The organism is Acinetobacter indicus CIP 110367 (assembly GCF_000488255.1).
In the GTDB taxonomy this organism is placed as follows: Bacteria; Pseudomonadota; Gammaproteobacteria; order Pseudomonadales; family Moraxellaceae; genus Acinetobacter; species Acinetobacter indicus.
The window spans coordinates 493,449-516,684 of record NZ_KI530745.1; the positions used below are offsets into that span (position 1 = coordinate 493,449).

The 23,236-nt window shown below is 47.8% G+C and carries 19 protein-coding genes; 10 read left to right on the plus strand and 9 right to left on the minus strand.

What is annotated here, in order from left to right; all coding sequences use genetic code 11:
• Window positions 1-178 precede the first annotated feature (178 nt).
• The 3 genes from P253_RS02375 to P253_RS02385 all read left to right on the plus strand — a co-directional run bounded on the left by P253_RS02375 (window position 179) and on the right by P253_RS02385 (window position 4,044).
• Entirely contained in the window at window positions 179-1,195 is a 1,017-nt protein-coding gene (locus tag P253_RS02375; RefSeq protein WP_005177046.1) for an aspartate carbamoyltransferase catalytic subunit, read from the plus strand.
• A 10-nt stretch (window positions 1,196-1,205) separates the two neighbouring features.
• The gene (locus tag P253_RS02380; RefSeq protein ID WP_016658378.1) at window positions 1,206-2,441 is read left to right on the plus strand and encodes a dihydroorotase; all 1,236 of its coding nucleotides are present in this window, start codon (window positions 1,206-1,208) and stop codon (window positions 2,439-2,441) included.
• 148 nt (window positions 2,442-2,589) lie between these two features.
• Window positions 2,590-4,044 carry an OmpA family protein gene (locus P253_RS02385; protein WP_016658377.1) on the plus strand — a complete coding sequence of 485 codons (1,455 nt, stop codon included), beginning with the start codon at window positions 2,590-2,592 and terminating at the stop codon, window positions 4,042-4,044.
• Window positions 4,045-4,164: 120 nt separating this feature from the next.
• Here the strand turns inward: P253_RS02385 and P253_RS02390 are convergent, their stop codons facing one another.
• From P253_RS02390 to P253_RS02420, 7 genes are all read right to left on the minus strand, one after another.
• Window positions 4,165-4,803 carry a CoA transferase subunit B gene (locus P253_RS02390; protein WP_016658376.1) on the minus strand — a complete coding sequence of 213 codons (639 nt, stop codon included), beginning with the start codon at window positions 4,801-4,803 and terminating at the stop codon, window positions 4,165-4,167.
• A 3-nt stretch (window positions 4,804-4,806) separates the two neighbouring features.
• Window positions 4,807-5,511, minus strand: coding sequence for a CoA transferase subunit A (locus P253_RS02395; RefSeq protein WP_016658375.1), 705 nt, complete (start codon window positions 5,509-5,511; stop codon window positions 4,807-4,809).
• A gap of 96 nt (window positions 5,512-5,607) precedes the next feature.
• Window positions 5,608-6,510: a hydroxymethylglutaryl-CoA lyase gene (locus P253_RS02400; RefSeq protein ID WP_016658374.1), complete on the minus strand. Its 903-nt coding sequence runs from the start codon at window positions 6,508-6,510 to the stop codon at window positions 5,608-5,610.
• Window positions 6,507-8,501 carry an acetyl/propionyl/methylcrotonyl-CoA carboxylase subunit alpha gene (locus P253_RS02405; protein ID WP_016658373.1) on the minus strand — a complete coding sequence of 665 codons (1,995 nt, stop codon included), beginning with the start codon at window positions 8,499-8,501 and terminating at the stop codon, window positions 6,507-6,509. The genes P253_RS02400 and P253_RS02405 overlap by 4 nt, the downstream gene beginning before the upstream one ends.
• A gap of 20 nt (window positions 8,502-8,521) precedes the next feature.
• Entirely contained in the window at window positions 8,522-9,316 is a 795-nt protein-coding gene (locus tag P253_RS02410; RefSeq protein ID WP_005177064.1) for an enoyl-CoA hydratase/isomerase family protein, read from the minus strand.
• Window positions 9,317-9,328: 12 nt separating this feature from the next.
• A complete protein-coding gene (locus P253_RS02415; RefSeq protein WP_016658372.1) occupies window positions 9,329-10,930 on the minus strand; it encodes a carboxyl transferase domain-containing protein in 1,602 nt (533 codons plus the stop codon).
• Window positions 10,931-10,964: 34 nt separating this feature from the next.
• Complete coding sequence (locus P253_RS02420) at window positions 10,965-12,137, minus strand: isovaleryl-CoA dehydrogenase (protein ID WP_005177068.1); 1,173 nt, start codon at window positions 12,135-12,137, stop codon at window positions 10,965-10,967.
• 147 nt (window positions 12,138-12,284) lie between these two features.
• Between P253_RS02420 and P253_RS02425 the strand changes: the two genes are divergently transcribed.
• The 5 genes from P253_RS02425 to P253_RS02445 all read left to right on the plus strand — a co-directional run bounded on the left by P253_RS02425 (window position 12,285) and on the right by P253_RS02445 (window position 17,383).
• Complete coding sequence (locus P253_RS02425) at window positions 12,285-12,914, plus strand: TetR/AcrR family transcriptional regulator (protein WP_005177074.1); 630 nt, start codon at window positions 12,285-12,287, stop codon at window positions 12,912-12,914.
• Window positions 12,915-13,016: 102 nt separating this feature from the next.
• Window positions 13,017-14,705 carry an AMP-binding protein gene (locus P253_RS02430; protein WP_016658371.1) on the plus strand — a complete coding sequence of 563 codons (1,689 nt, stop codon included), beginning with the start codon at window positions 13,017-13,019 and terminating at the stop codon, window positions 14,703-14,705.
• Between the two features lie 291 nt (window positions 14,706-14,996).
• Window positions 14,997-15,668 carry a class I SAM-dependent methyltransferase gene (locus tag P253_RS02435; protein WP_016658370.1) on the plus strand — a complete coding sequence of 224 codons (672 nt, stop codon included), beginning with the start codon at window positions 14,997-14,999 and terminating at the stop codon, window positions 15,666-15,668.
• A gap of 56 nt (window positions 15,669-15,724) precedes the next feature.
• Complete coding sequence (locus P253_RS02440) at window positions 15,725-16,522, plus strand: thioesterase family protein (protein ID WP_016658369.1); 798 nt, start codon at window positions 15,725-15,727, stop codon at window positions 16,520-16,522.
• A gap of 84 nt (window positions 16,523-16,606) precedes the next feature.
• Window positions 16,607-17,383, plus strand: a complete 777-nt coding sequence (locus tag P253_RS02445) for a Rossmann-like and DUF2520 domain-containing protein (protein WP_016658368.1) — start codon at window positions 16,607-16,609, stop codon at window positions 17,381-17,383.
• Window positions 17,384-17,540: 157 nt separating this feature from the next.
• Here the strand turns inward: P253_RS02445 and trmB are convergent, their stop codons facing one another.
• Window positions 17,541-18,257 (minus strand): tRNA (guanosine(46)-N7)-methyltransferase TrmB, encoded by a 717-nt coding sequence (gene trmB, locus P253_RS02450; protein ID WP_005177088.1) that lies wholly within the window; start codon window positions 18,255-18,257, stop codon window positions 17,541-17,543.
• Between the two features lie 220 nt (window positions 18,258-18,477).
• On the opposite strand from trmB, the gene P253_RS02455 reads away from it, so the two are divergent.
• Entirely contained in the window at window positions 18,478-20,886 is a 2,409-nt protein-coding gene (locus P253_RS02455; RefSeq protein ID WP_016658367.1) for an ExeM/NucH family extracellular endonuclease, read from the plus strand.
• A 69-nt stretch (window positions 20,887-20,955) separates the two neighbouring features.
• Here the strand turns inward: P253_RS02455 and P253_RS02460 are convergent, their stop codons facing one another.
• Window positions 20,956-22,401, minus strand: coding sequence for a SulP family inorganic anion transporter (locus P253_RS02460; RefSeq protein ID WP_005177090.1), 1,446 nt, complete (start codon window positions 22,399-22,401; stop codon window positions 20,956-20,958).
• A gap of 218 nt (window positions 22,402-22,619) precedes the next feature.
• On the opposite strand from P253_RS02460, the gene P253_RS02465 reads away from it, so the two are divergent.
• On the plus strand, window positions 22,620-23,231 hold the full coding sequence (locus P253_RS02465) for a glutathione binding-like protein (protein WP_005177091.1): 612 nt from the start codon (window positions 22,620-22,622) through the stop codon (window positions 23,229-23,231).
• The last annotated feature ends 5 nt before the right edge of the window (window positions 23,232-23,236 follow it).

The window sequence follows — 23,236 nt, forward strand, 5'->3', positions numbered from 1 at the left end:
CAAAAATAGCCTAAGCAATATTGACTAAAACCGGTTGAATTATCCTGTTGAATTTATGGTAATGATTGAAGAAAACTTGATTCCTTGGCAGGAAAAGGGCTTTAAATGTTGAAATCTTCAGCGCCATCTTGGGGGAATCTCTGTATAATACGTTGACTTAACGTATAAGGAATCTCTCATGCACTTGGCGGCATTGCATACTCCGAGCCAGATTCAACTCAATAAAGATGGAAATCTAAAACATTTCATCACCATCGAAGGGCTTTCCAAACAAACCCTCACCAAAATTTTGGACACCGCGCAGTCCTTTTTTAATGACCAAAATCAGCTGATCACCAACAACCTGCTGGAAGGTCGTACGGTTATGAACCTGTTTTTTGAGAATTCAACCCGTACCCGTACCACCTTTGAAGCTGCAGCCAAACGTCTTTCGGCCAACGTGCTTAACATTGACATTGCCCGTTCCAGTACCTCTAAAGGCGAAACCCTGCGCGATACGCTGTGGAATTTAGAAGCCATGGCCGCCGATATTTTTGTGGTGCGTCATTCCTCTTCAGGTGCAGCGCATTTTATTGCCAAGGATGTCTGTCCAAATATCGCGATTATTAATGCCGGAGATGGCCGTCATGCGCATCCGACTCAAGCGATGCTGGATATGCTGACCATTCGCCGTGAAACCAAAAAAGACTTTGCCGACATGAGCATTGCCATTATTGGCGATATTAAACATTCACGCGTGGCACGTTCTGATGTGGCGGCGTTACAAACTTTAGGCTGTAAAGATATTCGCGTGATTGCACCGAATACCTTGCTGCCATTTGGTTTTGAAGAATACGGGGCCGATGTACGCCTGTTTAATAAAATGGAAGATGGCATCCGTGACTGTGATGTGATTATTACCTTGCGTATCCAGAATGAACGGATTGATTCACCGGCGCTGTCCTCACCGGCAGAATTCTACAAAATGTATGGCCTGAACAAAGAGCGTCTGGCGCTGGCCAAACCGGATTGTATCGTGATGCACCCGGGACCGATGAACCGGGGTGTGGAAATTGATTCCAGCATTGCCGATGGTCCGCAATCGGTGATTTTAAATCAGGTGACCAATGGTATTGCGGTGCGTATGGCTGTGCTGGCACTGGCGATGCAGGGTCAACTGCAGGAACAAGGTTTAATTGAAGCGATTGCGGTATAAGGAATCAGTCATGCGTATTGTAAAAATTGAAAATGTCCGCGTTCTTAATCCAATGCAAAAGACTGATCGCGTGCAAACGGTATATCTGGAAAATGGCAAGCTGGTTGCAGAAACAGCAGATGTGACTGAAACCATTGATGGACAAGGCAAATGGCTGATGCCAACCATGGTTGATCTGTGCGCGCGGATGCGTGAACCGGGTCAGCAGCAGCATGGTACTTTAAAATCTGAAGGCAAGGCGGCACGTGAAAACGGTATTCTGCACGTGTTTACCCCACCAGATTCCAAGCCGATTGTGCAGGACAATGGTGCTTTGATTCACGGTCTGGTCGAAAAAGCCATGCTGGATGGTGGTATTTATTTACAGGTGATTGGCGCACAAACCCAAGGCTTGCAAGGCAAACAGCCTGCCAATATGGCCGGTCTGAAAAAGGGCGGCTGTACTGCAGTTTCCAATGCCAATGCATCCTTTGCTGATGATGATGTCGTGATTCGCACGCTGGAATATGCAGCCGGTCTGGACCTGACCGTGGTGTTCTATGCTGAAGAACCGCAAATTGCCAAAGATGGCTGTGTGCATGAAGGCTTTATTGCTTCACGTCAGGGCTTGCCTATGATTCCGGCGCTGGCCGAAACCGTAGCCATTGCCAAATACCTGTTGATGATTGAAGCGACCAAAGTCCGTGCGCATTTCGGTTTACTGTCCTGTGGCGCTTCGGTCGAGCTGATTAAAATTGCCAAAGAAAAAGGCCTGCCAGTAACCTGTGATGTGGCGATGCATCAGCTGCATTTAACCGATCAGGTGATTGATGGCTTTAACTCGCTGGCGCATGTGCGTCCACCGCTACGTGCTGAAAAAGACAAAGAATTGCTGCGTCAGGGCTTAAAAGATGGCGTAATTGATGCGATCTGTACCCATCATGAACCCTTAAGCAGTTCGGCCAAAATGGCACCGTTTGCTGAAACCTTACCGGGCTTTACCGCTTTTGATACCTTTGTGCCCTTGGGTGTGCAACTGGTTGAGGAAGGTCTGTTCAGTCCATTGGAATGGGTGCATACCGTGACACTGGCACCGGCGACGGTTGCGCAAATGGCAGATCGCTGGATGCAGGAAGCTGGCTGGATTCTGGTCGATCCTGAACTGGAGTGGACGCTGGACAAAGACAGCATTCTGTCCCAAGGCAAGAATACACCGCTGATTCAGCAAACCGTGAAAGGCAAGGTAATTCAGACTTTCCTGGCCTAAATTCACCTGTTCAAGAGCCAGCATTTGCTGGCTTTTTTATGTTTTAATTTAAGTACATAAAGAAAAATACAATTATTTACAACGTCTAAAAAATGACCAGATACACTAAAAAATGCGAGTAGAACAATGACAAAAATGAGGCCATATCATGCAAACCAGATTGATAGAATTATTGAAAAATAGCGTGTCATCCATTGTGCTAGACGGGGAAACGGATTACCTCATTGAGAAAAACCGTGCCTTAAATGATTTTTATCCGGTATTTTTATCGGTGTTAAGACACCGGCCATCCCTCATTGACAGCCTGAGAAATCAGCTTAATCCGCGGCTGGCTGAAATTTTTGGTACTAACCTGAACCTGAAACAGCAGTTTCTGGAATTTAGCCGCGGTCAGGCGCCGGCAGATGAAATTGAATCTATCCTGAACCGGGCCATCGTACCAACCTTAGGTTTTTTAGAAAGCGAGGCCGGCTCGACCGATCCTGAGGCGATTGTGCATTTGCTTGATCAGCATATGCCGGACATTCAGGCTGCTTTGCCGGAATGGGCCGCTGCGCTGCTGGCCGGTTTGGGCGTCAATGCCACTGCCGGGCAGACTATTCATCAGGCGCCTGAGTTATATGAAGAGGTGCCAGAGCAGAAGCGCTCGCCGTGGGTACCGATTCTGATTTTTATTATTCTGGCATTGTTACTGGCCTTTTTATTTAAAGCCTGTTCTGACCGTAATGAAGAAGAGGTGCCTGTTACCCAGGCAGCAGCGACGGAACCGGCCTATTTGCAGGTCAATACCGGTTCCAATGGCGATCTGGTCACCTGTCAGTTGTATCTGAACAATCCGGCTTATACCGACATTCTGCAAACAGAAGTTAAACGGATTTTTAACCATCCGACAGGTTGTGGGGTGAATAGCGCCAGTAATTATCATAGTGAATTTATTGATCAGGATGTGATTCCAACGGCATTGAAAATCCTGAAAGATGTGTCGAATACCAATATGACCTGGATGGGTGAGCAGATTGCGATTCAGTCCACCAATCCGGCAGATGCGCAGCGTGTGGCCAATCAGCTGCGTCCTTTGGCCAAGAATATGACCATTACGGTGCAGCAGGATCTCGATGTACAGACCGTCACACCAGCGACCACGACCGCAGCACAAGCCTTGGCCGTGATTAACCCGGATAATATTCAGGCGCTGGATGTCGCCACAGCCTTAAATCTGGAGGCGATTCATTTTGAGTCGGCATCTTCGACTGTACCGGAAGCCAATCAGCCAATTCTGGATCAGGCTGCGGCCTTAATCCAGCGTGCGCCGCATGTACATTTGACCATTAAAGGCCATACCGATGCAGTAGGCAGCAATGAAGCCAATAATCTGTTGTCCTTACGCCGTGCTGAAGCGGTACGTGATTATCTGGTGCAGCGTGGGGTTGATCCTTCACAGTTACAGGCCGTGGGGTATGGCCAGCAACAGCCGATGGAACCAAATGCAACCCCAGAAGGGCAGTTCCAGAACCGTCGTATTGAGTTTGAAGTATTAAATACAGAAACCGGGGTGGTACGTGCGGTTGATGATCAGGGCATTGTCGAGAAGAAAGCAGAGTAAGTTCGGTTAAGGGAATAGAAAAGGACGACTTGAAGTCGTCCTTTTGGGTTTAGTTGAATAGCAGAGGTAGAAGTGGGGATGTATTCACGACCATCCGATGCCCGTTTTTAAAACCAGCCATTAAGCTGCATTACGTATTAAAGGCACCCCGGTGACTTTCTGGATTTCATCAAAACTGACCTCCGGTGCCAGTTCCACCAGCTGCACGCCGGTTGGGGTAATATCCAGAACGCCCAAATCGGTAATTACGCGATGAACCACGGCTTTACCGGTCAGCGGCAGGCTACACTGTGAAACGATTTTAGGTGTCCCATCTTTGGCGCAGTGTTCCATCAACACCACCACTTTTTGCACACCTGCGACCAGGTCCATGGCACCGCCCATACCTTTGACTTTTTTGCCCGGAATCATCCAGTTGGCCAGATCGCCCTGTTCAGAGACTTCCATGGCCCCCAGAATGGCAATATTGACATGGCCGCCACGGATCATGGCAAAAGAGTCTGCGCTAGAGAAAAACGAAGCACCTTGACGAGCTGTGACCGTCTGTTTGCCGGCATTAATCAGGTCAGCATCGACCGTGGCTTCAGTTGGGAATCCCCCAATCCCGAGCAGGCCGTTTTCTGACTGTAGCCAGACGTTGATATTTTCTGGAATATAGTTAGCGACTAAAGTTGGTAAACCAATCCCTAAATTGACATAGAAACCATCTTCCAGTTCTTGTGCGGCGCGCTGCGCCATTTGATTACGCGTCCAAGCCATGGTTTAAGCCTCCGCCTTTAAAGTCATTTGTTCAATACGTTTTTCAGGATGTGCATTTAACACAATGCGGTTGACATAAATCCCCGGCAGATGGATTTCATCTGGATCGAGCGCGCCAATCTCTACAATTTCTTCGACTTCGGCAATGGTGATTTTGCCCGCCATGGCACAGACCGGATTAAAGTTTTGTGCAGTTTTACGGAAAATCAGGTTGCCGGCCTTGTCGGCTTTATAGGCTTTGACCAGGGCAACATCGGCAGTTAAAGATTCTTCTAAGATATAATTCTGACCTTTAAACTGGCGCACTTCTTTGCCTTCCGCGATGACGGTACCGACACCGGTGGCGGTAAAGAAGGCTGGAATACCTGCACCGCCGGCACGTAATTTTTCTGCCAGCGTACCTTGCGGGGTCAGTTCAACTTCCAGTTCACCACTCAGGAACTGGCGTTCAAATTCCTTGTTTTCACCGACATAGGATGAAATCATTTTTTTAATCTGTTTGGTTTCAAGCAGCAGCCCCAGACCAAAACCATCGACACCGGCATTGTTGGAAATACAGGTCAGCTGTTTGGCACCGGTGTCTTTTAGCGCGGCAATTAATGCTTCAGGAATCCCGCACAGGCCAAAACCACCCACGGCCAGGGTTTGACCATCCTGAACCACGCCATTTAAGGCGGCTTGTGCGCTGTCATAGACTTTATTTGCCATGTGTCACCTCTATTTTTATCCTTTTTTCAGCAGATTGCTGCTGTTACATCCTTGAGTGGCTTGAGGGCATTGCTCAAGCCGGGTTTTATTCGGTTATTAAGCGCAGGCTTTTTGCCAGTAGGCATTGGCATAATTGGATGGATTATTGCGCTGTAAAACATTGCTGATGTTACGGCTGGCCTGCATCAAGGCATCCAGCTGAATGCCGGTTTCATAGCCCATGTTGGACAGCAGGTAATACAGATCTTCGGTTGAGACATTGCCGGATGCGCCTTTGGCATAAGGACAGCCGCCTAAACCGGCAATTGACGAGTCAAAAACGCGAATACCTTGCAGCAGTGACTGGTAAATATTGGCGATGGCCATGCCATAGGTATTATGGAAATGACCGGCCAGCACCGTCGTATCCAGTTCAGCTAGACAGGCATCCCAGACTTTTTTCACCCGGTCGGGTGTGGCGGTGCCAATGGTTTCACCTAAAGACACTTCATAGCAGCCCATATCCAGCAGGCGCTGCGAAACTTTTGCCACCTGCTGCGGATCAATTGCGCCTTCATACGGACAATCGACCATACAGGACACATAACCACGCACACGAATGTTGTGCGCTTTGGCTTCACGCATTACATCGCTGAATTTTTCAAAGCTTTCATCAATCGAACAATTGATGTTTTTGCGGGTAAAACTTTCAGACGCGGCGGTAAAGACCGCCACTTCTTTGCAACCCACTGCCAGCGCAGATTCAAAACCTTTCAGGTTTGGCGTGAGCAGGCTGAACTGAATATTTGGATCTTTGGGCAAGCCGGCAAACAGCACATCGCTGTCTGCCATTTGCGGTACCCATTTGGCCGATACACAGGAACCAACTTCAATGGCCTGTAAACCGGTTTGCATTAAATCCAGAATCAGCTGTCTGCGGTCATCCAGGGTTAAGGGTGTTTTTTCATTTTGCAGGCCATCGCGTGGCCCGACTTCAACAATTTTGACAAATTCGCTCATGCGACTTCCTCCGCCAGCGGCTGGAATTCCACCAGCTCATCGCCAGCTTTGACCTGATCACCGGCCTGGAAGTAAGAGCTGGCCACGATGCCATCATGCGGTGCACGAATCGAGTATTCGATTTTCATGGCTTCGAGGGTCATCAGGACATCGTCTTTTTTGACTTTGTCATTGGCCGCGACCAGTACCTGAGTGATGACACCCGGCATTGGCGCAGTCAGGTTGTTTTCAGCACCTTGTTCATCATCCTGGTTAAATACCGGTTTCAGATAGGTAAATTTATAGCTCTGGCCATTCTGGAACAGGGTAATGCCATGTTCAGTCTGGCTAAAGGCCAGTTTTTGCTGTTTGCCGGCCAGCTTGAATTGCAGGGTATGCGCATCCAGTAACTGACCCTCAAGCTCAAAATTCTGACCCTCATACTGTGCGACAAAGCCATGTTCTTGTGCTGCAAACTGGATATTTAACGTTTTGTCATTACATTGAAATTTGATTGTCTGACCCGATTGCAGATTTAAACGCCAGAAAGCATTGGTCTGCCACACCGGATTGCTGGCACTCGGGTTTTGTGCCAAACGTGACAGTAATTCGATGAAGGCCGCGCTGACCACTAGCGTACTGTTCAGCTCTGTGGCCGGTTTTAGCAGGAATTCTTCTTCGCGCTGAATCAGGCCAGTATCCAAATTGGCATTCTTGAAAGAATCGCACAGCACCAGACGATCCAGGAAGGCAATGTTGTTGCCCAGACCATCAACATGGAACTGACCTAAAGCATGGTGCATTTGCGTTAATGCCGCTTCACGGTTTTTGCCCCAGACAATCAGTTTGGCAATCATTGGGTCGTAGTAGGTGCTAATTTCATCGCCTTCAACAATACCACTGTCGACACGTACCGCTTCATTTTGTGCTGGATAATGCAGATAGCTGATTTGACCAATCGCCGGAATAAAGCCTTTTTCAGGTTCTTCGGCATAAACACGTGCTTCTAAAGCATGGCCGTGAATCTGCAATTCGTGCTGCTGTTTTGGTAAAGGCTCACCAAAGGCGACGCGTAATTGCCACTCGACCAGATCCTGACCGGTAATCATTTCAGTCACCGGGTGCTCAACCTGCAGACGGGTGTTCATTTCCATGAAGTAGGCGGTCCCGTCTTGCTCGACAATAAACTCGACGGTGCCGGCACCGACATAATTTACGGCACGCGCGGCATCAATTGCGGCCTGGCGCATGGCTTCCAGTTTATCTTCCGGCATTTTCGGTGCTGGTGCTTCTTCCAGTACTTTCTGATGGCGGCGCTGTACCGAGCAATCACGCTCAAACAGATGCACATAGTTGCCATGGGTATCGCCAAACACTTGCACTTCAATATGACGCGGCTGCACTACATAGCGTTCAATCAGTACATCTTCATTGCCAAAGCTGGAACGGGCTTCACTCTTACATGAGGCCAGGGCGCTAAGGAAATCTTCACTGCGCTCAACCAGACGCATCCCTTTACCGCCACCGCCGGCGCTGGCTTTAATCAGCACCGGATAGCCAATGTCATCGGCTTGCTGTTTTAAGAACGCAGCATCCTGATTGGTGCCATGATAACCCGGTGTCAGTGGTACGCCGGCTTTTTCCATCAAGGCTTTAGAGGTGGCTTTTAAACCCATCGCCAGAATGGCGTCAACTGGCGGGCCAATAAAGACAATGTTGTTGTCCTGACAGGCAAAAGCAAACTGGTCATTTTCAGACAGGAAGCCATAACCCGGGTGAATGGCTTGTGCGCCGGTGCTTTTTGCGGCTTCGATAATCCGTTCAATCTGTAAATAGCTTTGTGCTGCTGGTGATTCACCAATATAGACTGCTTCATCGGCCAGTTTGACATGCTGGGCCTGAGCATCTGCATCTGAATAGACTGCAACAGTTGCAATTCCCAGTTTTTTGGCAGTACGAATGACACGGCAGGCAATTTCACCACGGTTGGCAATTAAAATCTTTTCAAACATCGTTAGGATCCTTCTAGTTGTTATGCCGTGGTCTTGATCCAGGCCGGGCTTTGTTTGTTAAGGAAAGCATTTAAGCCGTTTTTCGCCTCATCTCCCTGGCGAACGTGGGCAATATGCTGTGCGGTTTGCAGCAAGAGGTCCTCGGTCAGGACTTGCTGGTTCACCATCTGAATGAGCTGTTTCGATGCGTGCTGTGCTTCAGGGCCACCGAGTAATAAGGCCTGCACAATTTCATCAATTTTGCTGTCCAGCTGTTCCGGTGCGGTCACTTCATGTGCCAGACCAATAGCGTGTGCCTGTGCTGCAGAAATCCGTTCAGCAGTTAAAAAGTAACGTGATGCCTGACGTGCGCCAATGGCACGAATGACATAAGGGCTGATGGTGGATGGCGCCAGGCCTAAACGTACCTCAGAGGTGGCAAATTTGGCATCGGTGCTGGCCACACAAATATCACAGGCCGAGGCCAGACCCATACCACCGCCAAAGGCAATGCCATGTACGCGGGCGATGGTTGGCTGTTTTAAGGTGGCCAGACTTTGCAGCATTTTGGCTAGCTTGAGTGCATCGGCTTCATTGTCGGCTTGTGAGGCCTGACCGGCCTGTTTCATCCAATTCAGGTCGGCGCCGGCAGAGAAGCTTTTGCCGCGTCCTGCCAAAATCACCACGCGTATATCATCACGAGTATTCAGATGCTGAAAGCAGGCGTGTAATTCCTCAATGACCTGGGTATTAAAGGCATTGTGCAGTTCGGCACGGTTAATCCACACCGTAGCCACCTGATCTTGCTGTTCGAGTTGTAAAAATTGATAATCCATTTTTGTCACCTCTTACATGCGGAACACGCCGAATTTGGTTGGCTGGATTGGGGCATTTAATGCTGCCGCCAGACTGAGCGCCAATACTTCACGTGATTGTGCTGGATCAATAACACCATCATCCCATAAACGCGCAGAAGCATAATATGGATGACCCTGACGTTCGTACTGGTCACGAATAGGCTGTTTAAACTGATCTTCTTCTTCCGCTGACCAGCTGCCGCCTTTGCTTTCAATCTGGTCGCGTTTCAGGGTCGAGAGTACACTCGAAGCCTGCTCACCGCCCATCACCGAAATACGCGAGTTTGGCCAGGTCCACATAAAGCGTGGCGAATAGGCACGGCCACACATGCCGTAGTTGCCGGCACCAAAAGAACCGCCAATCACCAGGGTCAGTTTCGGCACATTGGCTGTCGCGACTGCCATTACCAGTTTGGCACCATTTTTGGCAATGCCTTCATTTTCATACTGACGGCCAACCATAAAGCCGGTGATGTTCTGAATAAACAGTAGGGGAATGTTGCGCTGGGTGCACAGTTCAATAAAGTGTGCGCCTTTTTGTGCCGACTCGGAAAACAGAATCCCGTTGTTGGCAATAATACCAACCGACATACCGTACAGTTTGGCAAAGCCGGTGACCAGCGTGGTCCCAAAACGTGCCTTGAACTCGTCAAAACGTGAACCATCGACAATACGGGCAATCACTTCACGCACATCAAACGGTTTACGTGCATCAGTCGGGACAATGCCGTACAGCTCGGACGCATCGAATAATGGTGCTTCGACATTTTCCGGTTGTGGATTTGGTTTTTTATTTAAATTGGCGACGATGTTGCGGGCAATGGCCAAAGCATGTTCGTCATTTTCTGCCAGATGATCGGCCACACCTGATAAACGGGTGTGCACATCTCCACCGCCCAGGTCTTCACTGCTGACCACTTCACCGGTGGCAGCTTTCACCAGTGGCGGGCCACCCAGGAAAATCGTACCCTGATTCCGCACAATAATGGTTTCATCGGACATGGCAGGGACATAAGCACCGCCGGCTGTACAGCTGCCCATCACCACGGCGATCTGGGCAATGCCCATGCTCGACATACGCGCCTGATTGTAGAAAATACGGCCGAAGTGATCACGGTCCGGGAATACTTCATCTTGCAGCGGTAAATAGGCACCGCCAGAATCGACCAGATAGATACAGGTCAGATGGTTCTGCTCGGCAATTTCCTGAGCGCGTAAATGCTTTTTCACAGTCAGCGGATAATACGTTCCGCCTTTGACTGTCGCATCATTGGCAATGATCATACAGGTCACGCCATTGACCTGACCGACACCGGCCACCACACCGGCAGCAGGCACATCATCCTGATACACCTGATAGGCAGCCAGCTGACCAATTTCAATAAAAGCCGTACCCGGATCAATCAGGTGGTCAATCCGTTCACGTGGTAATAATTTACCGCGATCCAGATGTTTCTGACGTGCAGTTTCACCGCCGCCGAGGGCAATTTTCTGGACTTTCTGTTTCAGGTCATCGACCAGGGTTTGCATCGCTGCGTGGTTGTTTTTGAACTCTTCGCTGCGAATATTGATTTTGCTCTGTAATTGATTCATGCCAACATCCTTGTCTATTCTTGTGATTTATTTTTTAGGCAGTTTCGTTAAACAGTTCGCGGCCAATCAGCATACGGCGAATTTCCGAGGTGCCTGCACCAATTTCATAGAGTTTGGCATCACGCCATAAACGTCCAGCAGAAAATTCATTGATATAACCGTTCCCACCTAGCGTCTGAATGGTTTCACCGGCCATCCAGGTGGCTTTTTCGGCTGCATATAAAATTGCGCTGGCAGCATCTTTACGCAGGCTGCGGCTATGCTCGGCTTTGTCACATTCTGCACCTACGGCATAGACCAGTGCTTTACAGGCCAGCCAGGTCGAATACATATCAGCAATTTTGCCTTGCATCAGCTGGAATTCGCCCAGTGCCTGACCAAACTGTTTACGCTCGTGGATATACGGAATCACGGTGTCTAGGCAGGCATCCATAATGCCCAGTGGGCCTGCGCTTAATACAGCACGTTCATAGTCCAGACCACTCATCAGCACTTTTACACCATTGCCGACACCGCCGAGGACGTTTTCTTTCGGTACGCGCACGTTGTCAAAGAACAGTGGATAGGTATTCGAGCCGCGCATGCCCAGTTTGTCCAGGTGCGTACCGTGGCTAAAGCCCGGCATGGTTTTTTCAATCAGGAAAGCGGTCATGCCTTTGGCGCCGGCTTGGGTATCAGTTTTGGCATACACTACCAGCACATCTGCATCGCCACCGTTGGTGATCCACATTTTTGAACCGTTTAGCAGATAATGATCGCCCTGATCTTCAGCTTTGAGTTTCATGCTCACCACATCGGAGCCGGCATTCGGTTCTGACATGGCCAATGCGCCGACATATTCACCTGAAATCAGTTTCGGTAAATAGCGCTGTTTCTGTTCTTCGTTACCATTACGCTTAATTTGGTTCACACATAGGTTAGAATGTGCCCCGTAGGAAAGGCCAATGGATGCTGAGGCACGTGAAATTTCCTGCATGGCAATAATATGTGCCAGATAACCGAGGTTGGTGCCACCATATTCCTCACTTACGGTTAGACCGAGTAAACCCATGTCCCCAAACTTTTTCCAAAGATGAGCAGGGAATTCGTTGTCACGGTCGACCTGTTGAGCAATTGGTGCGATCTCTTTTGCACAAAATGCAGCAACTGAATCACGAAGGGCGATCAGTGTTTCATCCAAACCGAAATCCAAGCTTTGTAAATTCATTTCTTCATCCATCCTGCGGTTATATTTGTTGTTTCCAAAAAAGCATTTTTGTTGTGCTTGGTTTTTAACATACATCGAAAATTTAAAAAAGTGAACTAAAATTCACAAAATGATTTACAATTCATTTTATCTGGTTGAGAATAAGATATGAGTTATAAAAGATCATCATTGATGCAGGAACGAATGGAACAGAATCGCCTGTCGATTTTGCAGTCCGCTCGTGAACTAATTGCTCAAGGGGGCTTTAAAGAGGCGTCGATTCAGGCCATTGCGGAACGTGCCGGTGTATCTACCGGTCTGGTCTATCGATATTTCGAAAACAAAAGCCAGATTTTAATTGAAGTGTTGTCGAATGCGATTCAGCATGAGGTTGAAATTTTGAACCACATTGCCGGCTCGGATTTATCGCCAAAACAGAAATTGCAAAAATCTGTTACAACTTTTGTGAAGCGTGCCATGAACAGTCCCCAACTGGCGTATGCGCTCATGTTTGAACCGGTTGATCCGGAAATGGAACATGAACGTTTTCGCAGTAAACAGCTGATCAAGCAGAGCATTAAGGAAATTTTGGCTGAAGGAAAAGTCAATGGTGAGTTTGAGTTTGAAGATTTGAACACCGCCGCACTGGGCGTGGTTGGCTCTATGACTTTTGTGGTGATTGAACCTTTAAACCCATCTCGCAATGTGATGTTTGATCAAAACTATAAGGATTACTTTGTCAAACAGATTGCCGATTTTTGTGTGAACGCAGTACGACGACAGGAGGGAAGTGAGTAAAAAACGATAAAAACGGCAGGGAAGACAGACAGGTAGTCGTGGTTCAAAAACAATTAGTAGAGTTGAAAATCAGAATTACAAAGAATCAAGGAGAACGATTCAATGACACAAGTACGGTTAAGCTACGCCTACGGAACGAGCAGCCAGCCTTTACTGGGCACAACGATTGGTGAAAAATTTGATCAGGCTTGCGCGCAATACGCCGAACAGGATGCGGTGGTCAGCCTGCATCAGAATGTGCGTTTGAGCTACCGGCAGTTGCAAGAGCAGGTGAATGCCTTTGCCTGCAGTTTGCTGAAACTGGGCTTTCAAAAAGGTGACCGTCTTGCAATCTGGTCGCCGAACTGCGTGGAATGGACTATTACCCAGTTTGCAGCTTTTAAAGCCGGCATTATTCTGGTGAACCTGAACCCGGCCTATAAAAGCAATGAGCTGGAATATGTACTGAATAAAGTGTCGTGTAAGGGACTGGTGATTGCCTCGCAGTTCAAGACCACCAATTATCAGGAAATTCTGACCAAAATTGCCCCGGAGCTGAACCAGGCAGCAAGCAAAGTGCTGAAAGCCGAGCACCTGCCGCATCTGAAACATATTATTAAAATTGATGATCAGGAACATGCCGGATTACACCGTTTCCAGGATTTACTGACCCCGCCAAGCAAAAAAATGCTGCAAAAACTGCAGCAGATTTCCAGTGAATTGCAGTTTGATGAAACCATTAATATCCAGTTCACATCGGGCACCACCGGGAATCCGAAAGGCACCATGCTGACCCATAACAACATTTTAAATAATGGCTATTTTGTTGGTGAAGCAATTCATCTCAGCCCGGCAGATCGGGTCTGTATTTCAGTGCCATTATTCCACTGTTTCGGGATGGTGATGGGGAACTTGGCCTGTATCACTCATGGTTCAACCATGGTCTATCCATCAGCCGTATTTAACCCGCTGGATACTTTAAAAGCCATTCAGCAGGAAAAATGTACCGCCGCTTATGGCGTACCGACCATGTTCATTGCCATTTTAGAGCATGAACAGTTTGATGAGTTTGACCTGTCAAGCTTGCGCACCGGTATTATGGCCGGCAGTCCATGTCCGCAGGAAATCATGCAGCGCGTGATTGACCGCATGCATATGTCGGAAATTACCATCTGCTATGGCATGACTGAAACAGCACCGGTAAGTGCGCAAAGTTCAACGGAAGATTCGGTGGAACGTCGCGTCAGTACCGTAGGCCGAGTCCATCCACATCTGGAAGTCAAAATTGTCGATGAAGAGGGCAAGGTGGTACCACGTGGACAGCTCGGTGAACTCTGTGTTCGCGGTTATTCGGTAATGCTCGGCTATTGGGAAGATCAGGAAAAAACCGCAGAAGTGATTGATGCTGCACGCTGGATGCATACCGGTGATATCGCTGAAATGGACGATGAAGGCTTTGTCAAAATTAAAGGCCGGATTAAAGATGTGGTGATTCGTGGCGGTGAAAACCTGTTCCCGAAAGAAATTGAAGATTTCCTCTATACCCATCCGGCAGTTTGCGATGTACAGGTAATTGGCGTACCTGACCATAAATATGGCGAAGAACTTTGCGCCTGCATTATTCTGCATGAAAACGATCCATGTACAGAAGAAACCATTCGCCAGTACTGCGCCGAGCATATTTCACACAATAAAGTGCCACGTTATGTGCGTTTCTTTAGCGAGTTTCCAATGACTGCATCGGGTAAGGCGCAGAAGTTTAAGCTGCGTGAATTTATGCGTGAAGAGTTGAACCTAAAAGAAATTGCTTGATTCATGCAGGCATCTAATCACATGACAGGGCGACAGGGATGTCGCCGTTTCACTGTATGGCAGGGATGCCATATCAGTGAAACAAAGGGGTTTGGTTACTTTGCCCCGTCAAAGTAACGTTATACCTACGCAATGAAAGTCTAATTCATCCCGTGATATGAGGTGATGTCATCTTTTAACTTTCATTTTAGATATTCCGATCAGTTTTTAAATCAATCTAAAGTTTAGATATCAAACAAGATTCATATTGAATTTATTTAAATATCGCATGAAGCGTATAAGAGAAACTCAATGGCCAAAAACTTTCACAGTGAAGTCATTGTCGCCGGCTATGATGATCACATCCGTAAACTGATTCCCGGCTATGAACTGGTACATCAACAAATTGATGCCATTTTAACGGCAGAACTACCCGAAACTGCGCATATTCTGGTGGTCGGTTGCGGGACAGGATATGAGCTGACCTATTTATTGGTGCATCATCCACAGTGGCAGATTACCGCCATTGATCCCTCCCGTGCCATGCTGGAACAGGCACAAAATATGATCCGCTCAATTGCAGGTGCCGAGCGGGTGCAGTTTATTCAGGCCGATACCCAGAGTTTAGAGTCCCCCCAGCTTTTTGATGCGGCGCTGGCTATTCTGGTGGCGCATTTTATTCCTAAGCCAGCCAAAGCTGATTTTTTTCAGGACATCTGCCAGCGCTTAAAACCGGGTGGTGTATTCCTCAGTTATGACCTGATGCAGCCTGAAACATTTGCTGAACACCAAGTGCTGCAGCATGTGGCGGTGCAACAGGGCTTAACGGCCAGTCAGAGCGAGAAGATGATTGCACGTCTGGATGATGATTTTGAACTGGTTTCTGCTGAACAGACCAAAGACTTATTAACAAAAGTCGGATTTAAAAGTTACAAGGTTTATTGTCAAATCATGAATTATTATGGTTTTTTTGCACGAAAATAAACGAAACAGAGGCTACACAGGTAGGTAGCACACAAAGCAAGGAAGTAGGGAAAATAATGTCAGCATATTACAGTTTTATCAGACGTGAACAGCATGCAGATGGCAGCAGCACAGCTTATTATGAATCGAATATTCATGCTCAGGGCGCGTGGAATCCGCATGAGCAGCATATGGCACCTGCCACCGGTATTCTTTGTGCAGAGCTGGAACAGTTCCAGCCACGTGCAGAAATGCGCATTGGCCGGGTCGGGCTGGATATTTTTGGTTTGATTGCCTTTGGTGAGTTTTCGATTACTACCCGCATGATTCGCCCAGGCAAAACCATTGAACTGATTGAAGCGGAAATGTGTGCCAATGGTAAAACCTGTATTGTGGCACGTGCCTGGAAAATGCTGACCTCCGACACCCGCGCTATTGCCGGTCTGGAAGATTTACCGGTAGAAAGTCCGGACTATTTACCGGAATGGGATGGAATGCGCTGCTGGCCAGGCGGCTATATTCAAAGCATTCAGACTCGTGCCCATCTGGACCATCGTCCGGGTAAAGGCATTGTCTGGCTCAGTAATCAGCTTGAAATGATTGACGGCCAGCCGACATCGGATTTTACCCGCCTGATGGGCATGGTAGATACGGCCAATGGCGTGGTGCCACGTCAGAACCCGAATGCCGGTTGGGGCTTTCCAAACCTGGATCTGCAAATTCATCTGCACCGCTTACCGCAAGGCCAGTGGCTGGGCCTGGAAGTGGTACAACAATATGGTGAAGATGGTATTGGTCTGACCAGCGGCATTCTGCATGATGTTCACGGGCCATTTGGACGCAGCGAACAGATTCTGACCTTAAGAAAGTTCTAAAACTGGCTCAAATCTATCAGGACGAATTGATTCGTCCTTTTTTTATTGGCATGCTGTGGGCAGTTCAAAATATAGATGAAACAGATGCGAATCGGGATTATTGGCGCGGGACGGGTAGCACATCATCTGGCACGGGCATTGAGTGCACGGCACCAGATAGTACAGATTTATAGCCGCAGTTTGGATAAGGCAGCGCAGCTGGCACAGCAGGTACAGGCCAGTGCAATTCACAGCCCGGCACAGTTTGATGCGACACTGGACTTGGTGATCATTGCGGTGAGTGATCAATCCATTGCCGCAGTGATTGAGCAGGTGCATCCTCATCTGCCTGAAGTGCTGATGGTCCATACCTCCGGCAGTACTGCAATGCAGCTGTTACAGCAGGTACATGCACGTGCCGGAGTATTTTATCCGCTGCAAACCTTTAGTCTGGAACGTGAGATTGACTGGAGTCAGACCCCTGTATTTATTGAAGCGGCAGATGAAGACGATCAGGCTGTATTATTGCAGCTGGCCAATGAACTCAGTCAGCGGGTCTATGCCTATAGCTCCGAGCAGCGTCTGAGCCTGCATCTGGCCGCGGTGTTTGCTTGTAATTTCAGTAATTATTGTTATGACATAGCCCGGCAAATTGTTGATGTCCAGCAGGTCGATTTTAGTCTGCTGTATCCGTTAATGCTGGAAACGGCGCAGAAGGCCACCCAGGCCGATCCTAAAACCATGCAGACCGGCCCGGCCATGCGTGGTGATCAGAATATTTTACAGATGCATCAGCAGTTATTGGCTGATGCGCAGCGACTTGATTTACAGGCGGTCTATCAACTATTCAGCCAGCAGATTTTAGAACGTCATCAGTCATAAACCATTGTTGTTATCTTCGGTTTTATACTGGTTAATCGAGTCGTTGATCTGATCTTTTAAATCACTTTTGACTGGTAGATCATCTATTTTGTCTAATCTCAAGATAGGGACGTATAAAAAAAAGCGCTGAGATTTCAGCGCTTTTTCAACTTTGCGATTAAGAAATTTTCTTAAAGATAAAGTCGTTAATCTTGTGACCGGCTTCAATACCGCGGCGTTCAAATTTGGTTTGCGGGCGCCATTCCGGACGTGGATAGCTGTTGCCTTTGCCTGCCAGGTTTTCTAAACGGGAACGGTTGTCCAGCACGTCCAGCATCCATTCTGCATACGGTTCCCAGTCAGTTGCTGCATGGAAAGTACCGCCCATTTCCAGTTTTTGTTCAATCAGTTCCATACGCTCATCCACCACAAAGCGGCGTTTGAAGTGGCGTTTCTTTTGCCATGGGTCCGGGAAGTACAGTTGCACGGTGTTAATGCTGTTGTCTGGCATTTCACGCAGCACCTGAATTGCATCGGCATCCAGTACGCGCAGGTTGCTTAAACCGGCTGTGCCTGCTTCATATACGCACTGGGCAATACCCGGCACATGCACTTCAATACCCACAAAGTTACGCTCCGGATTGGCCTGCGCCATTAAGACCAGTGAACGGCCCATTCCAAAACCGATTTCTACCGTTAAAGGACGTTCTGGATGTTCAAAATGCTGACGTAAATCGCCAACCGGATATTCCAAAATTAGGTGACCATATTGTTCAAGCGCAGTACGTTGAGAGGTGTTGAGTGGTGAGGAACGACGCATAAACGTCACAATTTCACGGTGCTCGTTTAAGTTGTCCAGCTCGACGACTTGCTGGTCTAATTGATCATTCGACATAACTTTGGCAATCGTAAAAAATTCAAATGCGGTATTTTAAGTCCTGAGCAGTTGAAGTCAAATTTTTTCATGCATTGCGCTATTTTTTTCACGGCAGCTGTCATGAAAATGCAGAAATAGTTTCATCAAATGTTCATACATCTGTCATGTCTAAAAAATAGCCTGAATAAGCTTTAACAACTGATAAAAAACAATGAAATTACATACTTTATGCTGGGCCATGGCACTCATGGGTTGTGGCTTTTCTGCACATGCAGAGCTGATGTTCAGTCAATATGTCGATGGTACATCGAACCGTAAGGGACTGGAGATTTATAACCCTGATGCGACAGCGGCCGATTTATCTCAGTATCAAATCAAGATTTTTTCCAATGGCTCAACCACAGCCGGACTGACGGTATCTTTAGAGGGAGTGTTGCCGGCCAAAGCTGAATATCTGGTCGGGCGAAGTGAATTGGAGCTGGTGCTGGGCGATCTGGTCAAAAAAATCGCAAGTCTGAATTTTAATGGTAATGATGCGGTTGTGCTGTATAAGCATAATACACCGGTCGATCGTTTTGGTGTGCTTGGACAGACTACGAGTTGGGCAGAGGGCACCAGTTTAAGCCGCAATAAAACCACGCATAGTGTTAGCTCAGTTGACCCAACAGCACCTTTTGATGTGAACAGTGAATGGACGGCCTGGTCTGACCGGAATGCTTTTAGTCAGTATTTGCTGCCAGAAGGAGAGCAGCCACCGCCTGTGACGGAAACGATTAGCTGTAGCAGTTCTGATACTGCCATTGCCGATTTGCACAGTGCCAGCAAGAACCAGATCTATACCGTGCGTGGGGTGATGACCGCAGATTATCGTTATAGCAATGGTTTTTCCGGTTTTTATCTGCAAACGCCAGATAGTAAAGCCAAACCAAACCTGAATAATGCGATTTTTGTTTATATTCCGGCCAGCAGCCAGATTAAAGGCGGGCAGGTTGGAGAAGAGGTGATTTTACGTGGCCGGCTCACTAGCTATCAAAACCAGCTGCAGCTGGACCAGCTGACTCAGGATATTCAAACCTGTAATCCGCAAGCGGCAAGCTGGGTAGCACCAAAAACGGTAAATTTACCGTTTGAAAGCCTGACGGATATGCAGCAGCATGCACCGCAGCGTTATCAGGGTGCGCTGGTTAAACTGCCGCAAACTCTGACCGTCAGTGAAAACTATAATTATGGCCGTTATGGCGAGCTGGCCCTAAGCCTTGGGCGTTTATATATGCCGACCAATCTGTATCCTGCCAAATCCGACGAAGCACTCAGCCTGGCCAAACAAAACCTGCTGTCGAAAATTATTCTGGATGATGGCTATAACAACCAGAACCGGACGCCGTGGTTGCCGCTGAACTTTAATGCGCAAAATACCTTAAGAGCCGGCTATGAGCTGCAAAATGTAGAAGGGATTTTGGAATATCGTTTTAACCAGTGGCGTATTCAGCCTGTTCAGGGCAGAACCTTGCCGAATATCGTGGCAGACAAAAATGAGCGCAGTAGCGTCAGCGCTAAAAATACTGCCCAGATTCGTGCTGCGGCCTTTAACGTCCTGAACTATGACAATGGCGCGGCACAAGGCTTCCCGACCGAGCGCGGTGCAAAAACCAAAGCAGAGTTCGACAAGCAGCATCAGAAAATTGTCAGTGCCTTAAAAGCCATTGATGCCGATGTCTATGGCCTGAATGAAATTGCCAACAATGGTTATGGCCCAGACAGCGCCATTGCCTATTTAACCCAAAGCTTGGGGCCAGACTGGAAGTATGTGACACCGCCAAATGCAGATCGCTTGGGCACCGATGCCATTGCCGTAGCAATAATTTATAACAGCAAACGCCTGACGCCGGTGAATGCTGCTGCCGTGTTTGATGATGGTACACAATTGAACCGTGTCACCATAGCGCAAAGTTTTAAGCCTGTGGCGGGTGGTGAAAGCTTTACCGTGGTGCCTCAGCATCTAAAATCCAAAGGTAGCTGTCCTGATACCGGCCTAGATGCAGATCAGAGCGATGGCCAGGGCTGCTGGAATAGCACCCGTGTGACCGCAGTACAGAAATTAATGCAATGGCTGGCGACCAATCCAACCAAAGTAACGCAGCCCAATGTCCTGATTCTGGGCGACTTAAACAGTTATGCCAAAGAAGATCCGATTTTGGCGCTGGAAAAGGCCAACTATAAAAATCTGTTTAATGATGAAAAAATCGGACAGGGCAAACAGGCTTATAGTTATGTGTTTGGTGTAGCCAGTAATACCCAGGGCTATGGCGGTGCCGGTAATTTAGACCATGCCATTGCCGATGCGCAATTGTATCCACGGGTTAAACGTGCTTTTGCATGGGCCATTAATGCCGATGAACCGACGGCGCTAGCCTATAACGAAGACTATAAAACTGCCGAGCAGATTCAGGCCTTTTATAGCCCGGATGCTTTCCGTTCATCTGACCACGACCCGATTATTATTGATCTGGATTTGGCAGATGCACCGGTAGAGCCAAAGCCATCGGAAGACTCCAAAGCGGATACCCATGGGGGGAGTACCGGTCTATGGTCATTATTGGGATTATTCGGTCTGAGTGCTGCGGCTTGGTTACGTCGCCGTAAATAAGGCGGGTATTGATCTGCCATAAAAAAACGCCTGATTATCAGGCGTTTTTTTATGTGGTTTTACTCAAGCTTAATTCGGACTTAATTTATCAATCAGGGTGTCACTGGCTTCATTCAAGCCAATCAGCTCGACCTGAATCCCGCGAGCTTCAAATTTTTGCACCACGGTATTCAGCATATTCACTGAGGTTAAATCCCAAATATGCGCGTGAGTCAGATCAATCTTTACCTGTTGCAGATTTTCCTTAAAGTCAAAGAACTGGAAAAACTTGTCCGAGCTGCTAAAGAAAATCTGTCCGGTAATCTGATAACGGCGTGTATCCTGTACGCGTTCAGACTGAACTTTGACTTCACTTTCCAGCTTATTCACCAGGAATAAGGCCGACAGCAATACCCCAACGAAAACACCCAAGGCCAGGTTGTGTGTGGCCAGTACAATCGCCACCACGGTCAGCATCACAATATTACTTTGCTTTGGATGCTTGCTAAAGTTACGCACCGAATCCCAGTTAAAGGTGGTAAAGGCCACCATAATCATAATCGCCACCAGCGCCGCCATTGGAATATAAGCCAGCCAGTCTTTAAAGAACACCACCAGACACAGCAGGAAAACGCCGGCGACCAAAGTAGAAAGACGGGTACGCGCACCAGAGCTGACGTTAATAATCGACTGGCCAATCATGGCACAGCCGGCCATCCCGCCCATAAAACCGCTGACAATATTGGCATAGCCCTGACCACGACATTCCTGATGACGGTCACCTTCAGTTTCCGTCACTTCATTCACAATGGTGGTGGTCATCATGGTTTCCAGTAAACCCACTGTCGCAAGGGTGATGGAATAGGGGAAAATAATCGCCAGTGTTTCAAAATTCAGCGGAATTTCAGGAATTAAAAATACCGGTAAGGTGTCTGGAAATTGTCCCAGATCACTCACCGTACGCATATCGGCACCCAAAAACAGCGCCAGCAGACTCAGCACAATAATGCAGATTAAGGGTGAGGGCACCGCCTTGCCAATTTTAGGCAGATAGGGAAACAGATAAACCACCGCCAGCCCCAGGCCGACAAAGACATAGCCCCACAGATCCATTTGCATCAGCTCTGGAAGTTGCGCGACAAAAATTAAAATCGCCAGCGCATTCACAAAACCATAGACCACCGATTGCGACACAAAACGCATCAGCTTGGCCACTTTAAAATAGCCGGCCACCACTTGAATGATTCCGGTCAGTACCGTTGCCGCCAGCAAATATTGCAGCCCGTGCTCTTTGACCAGGGTAATCATCAGTAGCGCCATGGCACCTGTCGCGGCCGAAATCATTGCCGTGCGGCCACCAAAAAAGGCAATGGTCACGGCAATACAGAAGGAGGCATATAGGCCAACTTGTGGATCGACACCGGCAATTGCAGAAAAGGCAATGGATTCAGGAATCAGGGCCAGCCCCACCACCAGACCGGCCAGCACATCGGTCCGGATATTGGAAAACCACTCTTCTTTTTTCAGACTAATCACAATCGGCTTTTCATGAAACTTTAAAGGCGACTATGGTAAAACAAATGAAGTGAAAAAAGCAGCCGCAATCCACTTGAAAAAGCGCCGCGCTTGCTCAATATTGAAAAGGTAAATGTTTTTTACGCATTTACGCTTTTTTGCAATTTACAGGTTCGATCACTTGAAAGTTTGTTAGAAGCCATTTAAAACAGTTAGTAGTTATATAACAAGGATCAGATATGAAGCTTTATTATTCACCGGGTGCATGTTCTTTAGCGGCCCATATTATTTTAAATGAAATTAATGTAGATTTTGATTTAGAACGTGTCGACCTGAAAACCCATAAAACCGAAAAAGGTCATGATTATTACGAAATTAATCCAAAAGGCTATGTTCCGGCGCTTGAGATTAATCCAGGTCTGATTCTGACCGAAAACGTGGCAATTTTACCGTTTCTGGCCCAGCACGATCCAAAACAAGATTTAATTCCGCCATCAGGCATGGGCCGTGCCAAAGTGCTGGAATGGTTAGGTTATCTCAACTCGGAACTGCATGATGCCTACGCGGTATTCTTTGGTGGCCAGTTAACCGATGATGAAAAAAATAAAGCCTATGCTGAAATTGACCGTCTGTTAAGTTATATTGATAAAACTATTGGTGAATCAGACAATGAGTATCTGGTCGATGATAACTTTGGCCCGGCCGATGCCTATTTATTCGTACTGACCAACTGGTCGAACCATATTCATCATGATTTAACCCCATATACCCATATTATTGCGCTACGCAATAAAGTGGCCGAGCGTCAATCGGTGCAGATTGCCATGCGTGATGAAGGCTTGATTCCTTGATTCAG

Bases quoted from the DNA above. Each gene is read 5' to 3' on its own strand.
- P253_RS02435 (WP_016658370.1), top strand. From the start codon at position 14,997: ATGGCCAAAAACTTTCACAGTGAAGTCATTGTCGCCGGCTATGATGAT.
- trmB (WP_005177088.1), bottom strand. From the start codon at position 18,257: ATGTCGAATGATCAATTAGACCAGCAAGTCGTCGAGCTGGACAACTTA.
- P253_RS02405 (WP_016658373.1), bottom strand. From the start codon at position 8,501: ATGTTTGAAAAGATTTTAATTGCCAACCGTGGTGAAATTGCCTGCCGT.
- P253_RS02390 (WP_016658376.1), bottom strand. From the start codon at position 4,803: ATGGCTTGGACGCGTAATCAAATGGCGCAGCGCGCCGCACAAGAACTG.
- P253_RS02465 (WP_005177091.1), top strand. From the start codon at position 22,620: ATGAAGCTTTATTATTCACCGGGTGCATGTTCTTTAGCGGCCCATATT.
- P253_RS02420 (WP_005177068.1), bottom strand. From the start codon at position 12,137: ATGAATTTACAAAGCTTGGATTTCGGTTTGGATGAAACACTGATCGCC.
- P253_RS02385 (WP_016658377.1), top strand. From the start codon at position 2,590: ATGCAAACCAGATTGATAGAATTATTGAAAAATAGCGTGTCATCCATT.
- P253_RS02455 (WP_016658367.1), top strand. From the start codon at position 18,478: ATGGCACTCATGGGTTGTGGCTTTTCTGCACATGCAGAGCTGATGTTC.
- P253_RS02425 (WP_005177074.1), top strand. From the start codon at position 12,285: ATGAGTTATAAAAGATCATCATTGATGCAGGAACGAATGGAACAGAAT.
- P253_RS02395 (WP_016658375.1), bottom strand. From the start codon at position 5,511: ATGGCAAATAAAGTCTATGACAGCGCACAAGCCGCCTTAAATGGCGTG.
- P253_RS02380 (WP_016658378.1), top strand. From the start codon at position 1,206: ATGCGTATTGTAAAAATTGAAAATGTCCGCGTTCTTAATCCAATGCAA.
- P253_RS02415 (WP_016658372.1), bottom strand. From the start codon at position 10,930: ATGAATCAATTACAGAGCAAAATCAATATTCGCAGCGAAGAGTTCAAA.
- P253_RS02400 (WP_016658374.1), bottom strand. From the start codon at position 6,510: ATGAGCGAATTTGTCAAAATTGTTGAAGTCGGGCCACGCGATGGCCTG.
- P253_RS02445 (WP_016658368.1), top strand. From the start codon at position 16,607: ATGCGAATCGGGATTATTGGCGCGGGACGGGTAGCACATCATCTGGCA.
- P253_RS02375 (WP_005177046.1), top strand. From the start codon at position 179: ATGCACTTGGCGGCATTGCATACTCCGAGCCAGATTCAACTCAATAAA.
- P253_RS02430 (WP_016658371.1), top strand. From the start codon at position 13,017: ATGACACAAGTACGGTTAAGCTACGCCTACGGAACGAGCAGCCAGCCT.
- P253_RS02440 (WP_016658369.1), top strand. From the start codon at position 15,725: ATGTCAGCATATTACAGTTTTATCAGACGTGAACAGCATGCAGATGGC.
- P253_RS02410 (WP_005177064.1), bottom strand. From the start codon at position 9,316: ATGGATTATCAATTTTTACAACTCGAACAGCAAGATCAGGTGGCTACG.